This window comes from Caballeronia sp. SBC1, from assembly GCF_011493005.1.
Lineage (GTDB): Bacteria > Pseudomonadota > Gammaproteobacteria > Burkholderiales > Burkholderiaceae > Caballeronia.
On sequence record NZ_CP049156.1, the window covers coordinates 107,970 to 119,556 of the forward strand.

An 11,587-nucleotide genomic window follows, 5' to 3' on the forward strand; every position below is an offset into this window, starting at 1 on the left:
CAATTGTCTTCCGACCTCGACGAAACCAGCCTGACGGCAGCAGGGCCTTTGCCTTGCTGTCCGCGTGGGTTGCTATCATGCGGACTCCGGAACGCTCGCTTCGTTCGCGATTACTTCGTACGCCCTAAAGCCGGGTCCGGACGAGCCTGCGGATTTCTTCTTTCGGCCGGTCATCTCAGTGCCGCGTGTGGAAAGAGCGCGCCTCGAACCCAGAAATCGCGTGTGCGGTAAAATAAGCGATTGCGCGTGAGGCAAGCGGGGAATGCGGAACATTCGCTCCGAACGCGCGGGCCGCGGCAGCAATCGGCCCGGTTCTCGCGTGCCGCCAGAAATTCCGCTTTAGCATCACGCATTGCTTTCGTTGCGCCTTCGAGGTGTTGTCGCCGGAATCGAGCCCAAGTTAGCCAGACAACGGCCGCCGGAACGCACTACTGCGCCGCCCTGATTCCGCACTATCCATGAAGCCATGAGCAACCTTAATCCTCAAACCGTTCTAAGCGTCCATCACTGGACAGACACGCTGTTCAGCTTCACTTGCACGCGCGATTCCGCGTTCCGTTTCGAAAACGGCCAGTTCACCATGGTCGGCCTCGAAGTCGATGGCAAGCCGCTGCTCCGCGCCTATAGCCTGGCGAGCGCGAATTACGAAGAGCATCTCGAATTTCTCAGCATCAAGGTGCAGGATGGTCCGCTGACATCGCGTCTTCAGCATTTGAAGGTCGGCGATCCCGTGTTGATCGGCAAGAAACCAGTGGGCACGCTGGTCGCCGACAACCTCCTGCCCGGCAAGACGCTGTGGCTGCTGTCCACCGGCACGGGCCTGGCGCCGTTCATGTCGATTATCAAGGACCCGGACGTCTACGACCGTTTCGACAAGATCGTGCTCACGCACACCTGCCGTTTCGTCGATGAACTCGCGTACAAGGATTTCATCACCGAGCACCTTCCGGCACACGAGCATCTGGGCGAGTTGATCCAGGAAAAGCTGGTGTATTACCCGACGGTTACGCGTGAAGAGTTTGCCAATCGCGGCCGGATCACGGACCTGATCGAGACGAAGAAACTGTTCGCCGATCTGGACGTGGCGCCGTTTTCCGTGGAAAACGACCGCGTGATGCTCTGCGGCAGTCCGCACATGCTGCGCGACACGCGTCAGCTCCTCGATGAAATGGGCTTCCAGGAAGGCAGCAACAATCATCCGGGACATTACGTTGTGGAGAAGGCTTTCGTCGGCTGAGCTTTGTGTGCTGTCTCGCTGGCGTGCTGGAAAACAAAAACCGAAGCCCTTGTGCTTCGGTTTTTTCATTTCGACGGTTCATCAACCGATCGCGTTATGCAACTCCGCGTTGCGACAAGATGCCCTAAAAAGCGGCTTTTGCCACTGATTCAACGTACAAAAGCCGATCTCATCCAAAAACTGCTCCAATACGCAATTTTAAAACGTTTTCAAAAGAAATTCGCTGACGCCAGGAAGTCAAAATTCCGTTGTGTGCAACGTTTTGCGACGATTAACCTCCTCAATCCGATAAAATCGCAGGTTTTCCAATCGATTTAGCGCGCCGCGCTCGAGGTTTGAGGAGTCACCCGTTCATGTCCCTGTTCCGCAAGAAAAGCATCGAGCACATGCTCGCCGGCGCGCAGCGCGCCGGACTCAAAAAAACGCTGGGGGCGCTCGATCTGACGTTTCTGGGTGTCGGCGCGATTATCGGCACGGGGATTTTCGTGCTCACCGGGACCGGCGCGGTGCAAGCCGGTCCGGCGCTGATGGTGTCGTTTATTCTCGCGGCCATTGCGTGCGCTCTCGCGGCGCTCGCATACGCGGAGTTTGCGTCGACAATTCCCGTCGCCGGGTCCATTTATACCTATTCGTATGCCACGCTCGGTGAACTGGCCGCGTGGATCATCGGCTGGGACCTGATGCTGGAATACGGGCTCGCGACCTCCGCCGTGTCGGTGGGCTGGTCAGGTTATCTGCAGTCGCTGCTGTCGGGCTTCGGCATCGGTTTGCCCACTATGCTGACAGCCGCGCCCGGTGCCGTACCGGGCCATTTCACGCTGTTCAACCTGCCCGCGTTTCTCGTCATGATGGTGATCACGGCGTTGCTGTCGATCGGTATCAAGGAATCCGCGCGCGTGAACAACGTGATGGTCGCAATCAAGGTCGCGGTCGTGCTGATGGTGATTGGCGTGGGTGTGTTCCATGTCACGCCGGCGAACTGGCATCCGTTCATGCCCAACGGCTGGGACGGCGTGTTCGGCGCTGCGGCCGTGATGTTCTTTGCGTTTATCGGCTTCGACTCGGTGTCGTCGGCGGCGGAAGAGGTGAAGAATCCGAAGCGCGATTTGCCGATCGGCATTATTTCGTCGCTGGCGGTTTGCGCCGTGCTGTATGTGGCGGTCGCCGCCGTGGTGACGGGCATCGTGCCGTCGGCGCAGTTCGCCAGCATCTCGCATCCGGTGTCGTACGCGTTGCAGGTAGTGGGGCAAACGTGGGTGGCGGGTTTCATCGATCTGGGCGCGGTGCTCGGCATGCTGACCGTGATTCTGGTGATGAGCTACGGCCAGACCCGCATCATCTACGCGATGTCCCGCGATGGCTTGCTGCCCGCGCGTCTGTCGACGGTGCATCCGAAGTTCGGCACGCCGTTCTTTACGACGTGGCTCGTAGGTCTGTTCTTCGGGCTGATTGGTGCGCTCGTGCCGCTGAACGTGCTGGCGGAACTGATTAATATCGGCACATTGGCCGCGTTTTCGATGGTGTCTATCGCCGTGCTGATTTTGCGACGTACGCATCCTGATTTGCCGCGTGCGTTCCGTTGCCCGGGCGTACCGGTCGTGCCGGTGCTGGCGGTTGCGGCTTGCCTGTTCCTTATGCTGAACCTGAAGGCCGTGACGTGGATTGCATTCGTGGTGTGGCTGGCACTCGGGCTGGCGATCTATTTCAGCTATTCGCGCTGGCATTCGAAACTAGGGCGCGGGGTGGAGTGAATTTCACTTAGCCAGCGGGCGACTGTCGAGGCAGGAGTTTCGGAGCACACAAAGCCGTTTCAACTTAAGTTGAAACGGCTTTTGCACAGTTGCGAGCAGTTTCAGAGAATTGATGGTCGCAGACGGTTATCTCAGGTCCGCAAGGGCGTTGTTCATTCGTTTCGGTCGCGACTTTCCGATTTCTCTGATTCACTTGTGAAGACAGCTCCCGCTAAAACTCATGGTTCTAATCCAATAAATAAAGGCAAAGAACCTGTGAGACGAAACTACCTGAAAGTTGGCGATGTAGCGACCAACGGAGCGACGATCATCGAAGGTATCGATAAGATCAAATTCGGCGGTGTGTATCTCACCTATCTCTACGCGAAGGTCCGTTGTCCTGTCTGCAATACCATCGGCATCATCGTTCCATGGGGTCTACGCCGTCCCGGGAAATGGATGGGCAAAGATCCGGCCTTACACGATGATCTCTGCGACTGCCAATGCGATCCAAAACCGCATTTGATCTCTTCACAGAGCGGCATGTTTATGTCGTTCGAGTCTCACGAGTTAGCTGCAATGGGTTTTTCGCCGACGGGCAAGCGGCTCCAAAAATCACCGCTGCCTGCAGGGCTAGCGGAACAGACTCCAGTTGAATCGACCGACAGTAATCCAGCGACCGGCCCTAGCGGTCAACCGGCAACTGATTGTTCATATCTCGATGGTTCAAAGAGTCGAATTGATGCACCAGCAGGTTTTTACGTCTCGCGAAATGCCGTGAGCCTTTCACCTGGAAAGCCAACCCAAGCTGACTTCCCGGCGGGCGGTAAAGCAGACGCAACGCAATTTGAAGCGAAGGTCGATGGTAAGCAGATTCCGATCTTCGTGCCGACTCAGCCGCCTACGGACGGCCTGCCGATGATCAGAGAGCGTCAACTCGCGAAAGCGCTGGAGAAGTTGCCATCGCAGAACTTGGAAAATATCGGTCAAATCACGACCAATGCGAGTCCGAATCCGGAAGACGCGATCTGGCAACGCGACTATGGGCAACCAGACTTCTCATCGGCCGCGACCGCCAGCCTCAAACAGGGCATCGCTTTTTATCCGTGGCCCGCGTGGAAGGGCCACAGCGAAATCCCGCAGCGATACATCGACAGCACGATGCTCCATGAAACAGGACATCAGGTGAGTGAGGCACTTTGGAAAGATCCTGCGATGAAGCAACGTTTCGAGGATGCGATTGCTAGCGACGGACAGGCGCCGTCGCAATATGCGGGACGGAACGTGAACGAAGACTTTGCTGAATCGGGAAATATGTATTGGTCGAGCAAAGGGACACCGTGTGAGGGAGAGGGCCGGAAGCGGTATCCGGCGAGATTTGCTTACTTCGATTCACTTACCAAATGACGAAGCTGCTTGGGTTTATTACTGCTGTAGCGACAGCGATTGCGCTCGCCACTGGATGCTCGACAAAGATAGAGGGAAAAATAATGCCAAAAGATTTTTCGTTGGAAGGCTTTCAAACGGCGACCTCGTCGCACCCCGGCACCATCACATTTATCGAGTCGTGGAACGACGTCCCCAAGCGAAAAACTGCTGACGACTATCCCGATTCGTTCAAATTTCTTTGCCTGGATGAGAATGAGAAGGAAGTTTCCCGTGACAAAGCGAAGTGGTGCATCCCTATAGTTGAGTTCGATGTTTTTTCTGTGGACGACAACGGAAAGTCAGTTCCCTTTAAAGAGGCATCCTCCATTTCGATAACGGCGTATGGACCCGACCATCGATTTGTCCGTTCTCTGTCGACCGCGCCGCGCCCCCCATCGCCCGCGGCGCCGGTTCCGAAGTCCGGAAGCGCTATGCCACCCAATATTGGCGACGCGTCACGAACCGCCTCGTCGACGAATGCCACTCCGCTGAAATCAGCCCCATCGGTTCCCCAGTCCTCCGGCGCCGTGCAGGACAAAACGCAGACGACATTCTGGGAAAGGCTTAAAAGGACGATTCGCGACATTTAAGCGTCCCCCACCCGCCTTTAGCCCAATAGCGACCGTCTTCGTTTTGTGCTTTACTCATTGCTGCAACAAATACAACAAATAAACACGAACCCAGCCAGACCCTCACAGTCGTGAAGTCCGCAAGGTCAGTGAAACAAAGGCGGTGAGTGAGCTTCGGCTGTTTATCTTCCGAAGGAGACAGAAGCATGGCGCTCAGCATCAGTCTGACGGTCAACGGCAAAGCCGTTACTGCAACCGTCGAACCCCACATCCTGCTAGTCCAGTTTCTCCGTGAGGAGTTGCGTCTCACGGGCACGCACATTGGCTGCGACACCGCCCAGTGCGGCGCATGCACCGTTCACCTGGATGGCCGCGCCATCAAGTCGTGCAATATCCTCGCCGTGCAGGCCGACGGGTCGTCGGTGACGACTATTGAGGGAATCGCGAAAGACGGCGAACTCCACCCCATGCAAGCGGCGTTCAAGGAGTGCCACGGTCTGCAATGCGGCTTCTGTACGCCCGGCATGGTGATGAGCGCGACTTCCCTCGCCGCGCAAAAACCCGATCTCACCGAAGCCGATGTCCGCGAACAACTCGACGGCAATCTCTGCCGATGTACCGGGTATCACAACATCGTGAAAGCGATAGTGCAGGGCGCCCAGGCCATGAAGGCCGCGCCCTGAGCCGCCGCTCGCGCTTCCAGCGAAGCCTTACCGAAGCCGCACTCACCTTTCCGATGAAAATGAAGATTCGCGCCTGAACAGGAGTCCGCGATGAACGCCCCTGAAACACCCGATACCCATCACATGATCGGCGCTGCCGTTAGACGCAAGGAAGACTATCGCTTCCTGACGGGCAACGGCCAGTACACCGACGACGTCGTCCTTCCCCAGCAAACCTACGGCGTCTTCCTGCGCTCGCCCTACGCGCACGCAACCATCCGCAGCATCGACATCACCGCGGCCAAAGCAGCGCCGGGCGTCGTCGCGATTTTCACCGGCGCGGACATGGCCGGCGAAAGCGTCGGCGGATTGCCGTGCGGCTGGCTGATCCACAATATCGACGGCAAGCCGATGAACGAACCGCCGCACCCCGTGATCGCGCATACGAAAGTGCGCCACGTGGGCGATCAGGTGGCGTTGATCGTTGCGGAATCGGTGAAGGAAGCGAAGGACGCAATCGAGTTGATCGAGGTGGACTACGACGTGCTGCCGGCCGTCGTCGATACCGCCACCGCCGCCGATCCCGGCCAGCCGCAAGTCCACGATGAAGCGCCGAACAACCTCTGCTACACCTGGGGCCACGGCGATAAAGCCGCCACCGACGCCGCCTTCGCCAAGGCCGCGCACGTGACCACGCTGGATATCGTGAATCAGCGCCTGGTGCCGAACGCGATCGAGCCGCGCGCCGTGAACGCGAGTTATTCGAAGTCCGACGATAGTTACACGGTGTACGTCGCGAACCAGAATCCGCACGTCGAGCGTTTGTTGATGGCGGCGTTTGTGTTGTCTTTGCCTGAGTCGAAACTACGGATCATCGCGCCGGACGTAGGCGGCGGCTTCGGCTCGAAGATTTATCTCTATGCGGAAGATGTGGCGTTGACGTGGGCGTCGAAGAAAGTCCGGCGGCCTATCAAGTGGACGTGCGAGCGCTCGGAAGCATTTCTCTCCGATGCCCATGGCCGCGATCACGTCACGAAAGCCGAACTCGCGTTGGACGCCGACGGCAAGTTCCTGGGCCTTCGCGTACACACGACGGCCAACATGGGCGCGTATTTGTCGACGTTCGCGTCCGCGATTCCAACCATCCTCTACGCCACGTTGCTCGCCGGCCAGTACGCCACGCCCGCGATCTACGCCGAGGTGAAGGCGGTCTTCACGAACACGGTTCCCGTCGATGCTTACCGCGGCGCCGGACGTCCCGAAGCGACCTATGTGCTCGAACGTATCGTGGAGACGGCGGCGCGCGAGATGAACATCGATCCGGCTGAATTGAGACGGCGCAACTTCATCCGTTCGTGGCCGTACACCACGCCGGTTGGCCTGACCTACGATTCCGGCGATTACTCCGCTTTGCTCGACCGCGCAATGCAAATAGCCGATGTGGAAGGGTTCCCCGCGCGACGTGAGGAATCGAAGAAAAACGGCAAGCTGCGCGGCCTTGGTTATTCCTGCTACATCGAGGCGTGCGGGCTGGCGCCATCGAATCTGGCGGGCGCGTTGGGCGCGCGGGCGGGCTTGTTCGAAGCCGGCGAAATTCGCGTTCATCCCACGGGTTCGGTCACCGTATTCACCGGCGCGCATAGCCACGGGCAAGGGCACGAAACCACCTTCGCCCAAGTGGTGGCGGACCGGCTGGGGGTATCGATGGACAACATCGAGATCGTCCACGGCGATACCGGCAGGATTCCGTTCGGCATGGGCACGTATGGCTCTCGGTCCATCGCCGTTGGAGGTTCGGCGATCATGAAAGCGCTCGACAAGATCGAGGACAAGGCGAAGAAGATCGCGGCGCATTTGCTGGAGGCATCGGCGGAAGATATTGAATTCAAGGACGGCATTTTCCGCGTGGCAGGGACCGACCGGACGAAGGCGTTCGCGGAGGTATCGCTGGCGGCTTACGTGCCGCACAACTTCCCGCTCGACAAACTCGAACCCGGTCTCAACGAAAACGCGTTCTACGATCCGAGCAACTTCACGTATCCATCGGGCGCGTACTTGTGCGAAGTGGAAGTTGATCAGGACACCGGCGAAACGCGCATCCAGAAGTTCACGGCCGTGGATGATTTCGGCAACATCATCAATCCGATGATCGTCGAAGGTCAGGTTCATGGCGGGATTGGGCAGGGTATTGGTCAGGCGATGCTAGAACGCGCCGTGTATGACAACGAGAGCGGCCAGTTGATGTCCGGCTCGTTCATGGACTACGCCATGCCGCACGCCTCCGACCTGCCGAACTTCGATGTGGAAACTGCGAAGGGGACGCCCTGCGTGCATAACCCGCTTGGGGTGAAGGGCTGCGGCGAAGCGGGTGCGATCGGCTCGCCGCCGGCGGTGATCAACGCGATCATTGACGCGCTTTCGCCGCTTGGCGTGACCGATCTGCAGATGCCTGCCACGCCGCACCGCGTATGGGCTGCGATGCATGCAGCCGCCGACGCATCGGCCGCTCGTGGCGCTTCGACTCCCGCTGCTTAAGAGCATTTCAAGCCCGTGCCGGGCTCGGCGTTGGCGGAGAAACGGAGATGAGGTATACCGGTGAACGGCAGCGCTGCGATGACCGGCAGACCAATGGTGCGCGCTCGCGGCATGCACGCCGTGGAGTGAGCCCGCTTAAGAGCATGGTCCGGGATTCGTCGGCGACAGTGGTGAGCGGCGCAAGCCGCATCCCGTTCAAGAGATCGAGTCAATTTCGACGATTCCCATGGCGCTGCCGTTCACTCACGATTCTGGAGCAGGCGATGGCGATGCGCAAGCGAGAAGAAGACGAGGTGTTCCCGAACGCAGCGGGGATCGATGTGGGCGGCTCGAGCCACTGGGTAGCGGTGCCCCGACAGGCAGATGACGAGCCGGTGCGTGAATTCGGGGCGATGACCGATGACCTGAACGCGATGGCCGACTGGCTGCTCTCGTGCGGGGTCGACACCGTGGCACTAGAGTCGACCGGGGTCTACTGGATCCCGGTCTACGAGGTGCTAGAGCGGCGCGGACTGGTGGTGTGGCTGGTCGACGCGCGGCAGATGAAGTACGTACCGGGACGCAAGAGTGACGTGCAGGACTGCCAATGGCTGCAGAAGCTCATGAGCCTGGGGTTGCTGCGCGCGGCCTGGCGCCCGGGCGATGAGGTCTGCGTGGTGCGCGCGGTGGTCCGTCAGCGCGAGGTGCTGCTCACCGAACAGGCCGACTGGGTGCAGCGCATGCAGAAGGCGCTGGTGCAGATGAACCTGCAACTGACCGAGGTGCTCACCGACGTGATGGGCATGACCGGGCAGGCGATCGTGCGGGCGATTGTGGCCGGCGAGCGTGACCCCAAAGTGCTGGCCCGGCATCGCAACGGCCGCGTCAAGGCCAGCGAGCGCGACATCGAGCGGGCGCTGACAGGCAACTGGCGCGAGGAGCACCTGTTCGTGCTCGGGCAGGCCCTGGCGATGGTCGACAGCCTGGCCCAGCGGGTGCTCGAGTGCGACGCGAAGATCGAGGCGTTACTGGCGCCACTGGGCTGCCACGAGGTCGAACTCAGCGGGCCGGGCAAGCGGCGCGGCAAGAACACCCCGCAGTTTGATGCACGCACGGCCCTGGCGCGCTGGGCGGGCGTGGACCTGACGCGCATCAACGGCCTGGCGGTCACCACGGTAATGACGATACTCTCGGAGATCGGCCCGGACCTGAGTCGCTTTGCCAACGTCAAGCACTTCTGTTCGTGGCTGGGACTGTGTCCTGGCACCAAGGTCAGCGGCGGCAAGGTGCTTAGTGCGCGCACCCGGCGTTCCACCAACCGGGTGCGCCAGGCGCTCAAGCTGGCCGCGATGAGCCTGTCGCGCAACGACTCGGCGCTGGGCGCGTTTTATCGGCGGTTGTGCTCACGTATGGACAAGCCGCGTGCGAATACCGCCGTCGCCCATAAGCTCGCCCGCATGGTGTACTTCATGCTCACGCGGGGCGAAGCCTTCGTCGACCAGGGCCAGCAGCATTACGAAGAACAGCAGCGTCAACGCAGCATCGATGCCCTCAGGCGCCGCGCGACTGCTCTCGGCTTCCAGATTACCCCAGCCGCGCAAACCCCTTGAAACATGGGGTTATCCTAATTGTTTCTCAAGAGGACTTCGACATGTACTCATTCGATTACCAACGGCCGGACAAGTCCGACGCAGCGGTGGCGTTCCTCAAGCAACACGATGACGCCAAATATCTCGGGGGCGGGCAGAGCTTGCTGCCGACCATGCGCTTGCGGCTCGCGCAGCCTTCAGCGCTGGTGGATGTGACGCGTATCGGCGCGATGAAGGACATTACTGTGACGGGTGACAAGGTGACTATTGGCGGTGCGGTATGTCATGCGCAGGTTGCTGCAAACCCGGAGGTGCAGCGCGCGCTGCCGGGGTTGGCTGACCTTGCCGGTCATATTGGCGACCGGCAGGTTCGCGAGCGCGGGACGATCGGCGGATCGCTTGCCAATGACGATCCGGCGGCGTGTTATCCGGCGGCCGTGCTGGCGTTGAACGCGACTATCGTGACGGATAGACGGCGTATCACCGCCGATGACTATTTCCTTGGCATGTACGAGACGGCTTTGGAGCCCGATGAGCTGATTACGTCGGTTGAATTTCCGATTGCCGAGCGGGCCGGGTACGAGAAGTTTCGCAATCCCGCGTCGCACTTTGCTCTGGTTGGGGTGTTCGTTGCGAAGCATGCTGGCGGTGTGCGAGTAGCCATCACGGGCGCGGCAGCGTGCGTGTTTCGGGCGTCGGCACTGGAGGATGCGTTATCGAAGGATTTCTCGGTTGCGGCGGCGCGCGGCACATCGATTTCCGCCGATACCCTCAACGAGGATATGCACGCGAGCGCGGAGTATCGGGCGCATTTGATTCCGATTCTTGCGGGGAGAGCGGTCGACAGGGCCAATGCGTTTTAGCTTTTCGTCCGCCCCCGGTTTTTTGCTCGCGCCGATGAACGGGCTGGGGTTCTCCCGGCGCGAGCGAAACAAACACTGACCCATCCAGACCCAGGAACCTCATGGACCCGGCATCCATCGACGAAACCCTCGCCGCCCTGAGCGGGCAGCAATACTTCGCCAGCCGCGAACTCGCAACGGGGCTTTTCCTCGCGTTGAAAATGCAGCGCCCGCTTTTCCTCGAAGGCGAACCGGGCGTTGGCAAGACCGAGCTGGCAAAAGCGGCCGCTGGCATGCTCGGCACGCAAATGCTGCGGCTGCAATGCTACGAAGGTCTCGACACCGCCAGCGCGCTCTACGAATGGGACTACCCGCGCCAGATCATGGCGCTGCGGCTTGCCGAGGCGGCAGGCGAACAGCCATCGAACGATTCGCTCTATAAAAGCGAATTCCTGCTCAAGCGCCCGTTGCTGCAAGCGCTCATGCCCGATCCCTCGAATCCGGCCGCTCAACGTGTTCTGCTCATCGATGAAATCGATCGTGCCGATGAACCGTTCGAAGCTTTCCTGCTCGAGTTGCTGTCGGATTTCCAGGTATCGATACCCGAATATGGAACCGTGCGCGCGGAGCGGCCGCCGCTGGTCGTGATGACATCGAATCGCACGCGCGAGGTCCACGACGCGCTCAAGCGACGCTGTTTATATCAATGGATCGGCTATCCGGCTCGCGATGTGGAACTCCAGATTGTCGCGGCGCGTGCGCCCGAAGCCAGTGTGGATTTGCAGGCGCGAGCGGTAGCGTTTGTACATCGGCTGAGAACGCTCGATTTGTTCAAGGCGCCGGGCGTGGCGGAGACCATCGACTGGTGCCGGGCGCTGGCGGCGCTATCTGTCAGTGAACTCGATCCGCAATCGGTGCAGGACACGCTCGGCGTGCTGCTGAAGTACCAGGACGATCTGGCGCGCGTGGACGCCGCCGAGATCGCGCAGTGCCTCGCCGCGCCGGCCTGAACGAAC

Annotated in this window: 9 protein-coding genes; all 9 read left to right on the plus strand. The window is 60.0% G+C overall.

The genetic code is table 11. The features are described 5' to 3' along the window. Positions 1-466: 466 nt before the first annotated feature. The 9 genes from SBC1_RS00495 to SBC1_RS00535 all read left to right on the plus strand — a co-directional run bounded on the left by SBC1_RS00495 (position 467) and on the right by SBC1_RS00535 (position 11,581). A complete protein-coding gene (locus SBC1_RS00495; RefSeq protein ID WP_089166527.1) occupies positions 467-1,237 on the plus strand; it encodes a ferredoxin--NADP reductase in 771 nt (256 codons plus the stop codon). Between the two features lie 353 nt (positions 1,238-1,590). Further along, positions 1,591-2,988: an amino acid permease gene (locus tag SBC1_RS00500; protein ID WP_165085469.1), complete on the plus strand. Its 1,398-nt coding sequence runs from the start codon at positions 1,591-1,593 to the stop codon at positions 2,986-2,988. A 195-nt stretch (positions 2,989-3,183) separates the two neighbouring features. After that, on the plus strand, positions 3,184-4,374 hold the full coding sequence (locus tag SBC1_RS00505) for a PAAR domain-containing protein (protein WP_207958418.1): 1,191 nt from the start codon (positions 3,184-3,186) through the stop codon (positions 4,372-4,374). Beyond that, entirely contained in the window at positions 4,371-4,985 is a 615-nt protein-coding gene (locus SBC1_RS00510) for a hypothetical protein (RefSeq protein ID WP_165986894.1), read from the plus strand. Before SBC1_RS00505 ends, SBC1_RS00510 begins: the two co-directional genes overlap by 4 nt. 185 nt (positions 4,986-5,170) lie before the next feature. Beyond that, on the plus strand, positions 5,171-5,647 hold the full coding sequence (locus tag SBC1_RS00515; RefSeq protein ID WP_165085477.1) for a (2Fe-2S)-binding protein: 477 nt from the start codon (positions 5,171-5,173) through the stop codon (positions 5,645-5,647). Between the two features lie 90 nt (positions 5,648-5,737). After that, positions 5,738-8,161 (plus strand): xanthine dehydrogenase family protein molybdopterin-binding subunit, encoded by a 2,424-nt coding sequence (locus SBC1_RS00520; protein WP_165986896.1) that lies wholly within the window; start codon positions 5,738-5,740, stop codon positions 8,159-8,161. 263 nt (positions 8,162-8,424) lie between these two features. Continuing rightward, complete coding sequence (locus SBC1_RS00525) at positions 8,425-9,750, plus strand: IS110 family transposase (RefSeq protein WP_165092324.1); 1,326 nt, start codon at positions 8,425-8,427, stop codon at positions 9,748-9,750. Positions 9,751-9,791: 41 nt separating this feature from the next. Beyond that, a complete protein-coding gene (locus SBC1_RS00530) occupies positions 9,792-10,592 on the plus strand; it encodes a xanthine dehydrogenase family protein subunit M (protein ID WP_165986898.1) in 801 nt (266 codons plus the stop codon). A gap of 101 nt (positions 10,593-10,693) precedes the next feature. Then, entirely contained in the window at positions 10,694-11,581 is an 888-nt protein-coding gene (locus tag SBC1_RS00535; RefSeq protein WP_165986900.1) for a MoxR family ATPase, read from the plus strand. Positions 11,582-11,587 lie beyond the last annotated feature (6 nt).

Coding starts and splice junctions, on each gene's coding strand:
- SBC1_RS00520 (WP_165986896.1), top strand. CDS start 5,738: ATGAACGCCCCTGAAACACCCGATACCCATCACATGATCGGCGCTGCC.
- SBC1_RS00535 (WP_165986900.1), top strand. CDS start 10,694: ATGGACCCGGCATCCATCGACGAAACCCTCGCCGCCCTGAGCGGGCAG.
- SBC1_RS00515 (WP_165085477.1), top strand. CDS start 5,171: ATGGCGCTCAGCATCAGTCTGACGGTCAACGGCAAAGCCGTTACTGCA.
- SBC1_RS00495 (WP_089166527.1), top strand. CDS start 467: ATGAGCAACCTTAATCCTCAAACCGTTCTAAGCGTCCATCACTGGACA.
- SBC1_RS00510 (WP_165986894.1), top strand. CDS start 4,371: ATGACGAAGCTGCTTGGGTTTATTACTGCTGTAGCGACAGCGATTGCG.
- SBC1_RS00530 (WP_165986898.1), top strand. CDS start 9,792: ATGTACTCATTCGATTACCAACGGCCGGACAAGTCCGACGCAGCGGTG.
- SBC1_RS00500 (WP_165085469.1), top strand. CDS start 1,591: ATGTCCCTGTTCCGCAAGAAAAGCATCGAGCACATGCTCGCCGGCGCG.
- SBC1_RS00525 (WP_165092324.1), top strand. CDS start 8,425: ATGGCGATGCGCAAGCGAGAAGAAGACGAGGTGTTCCCGAACGCAGCG.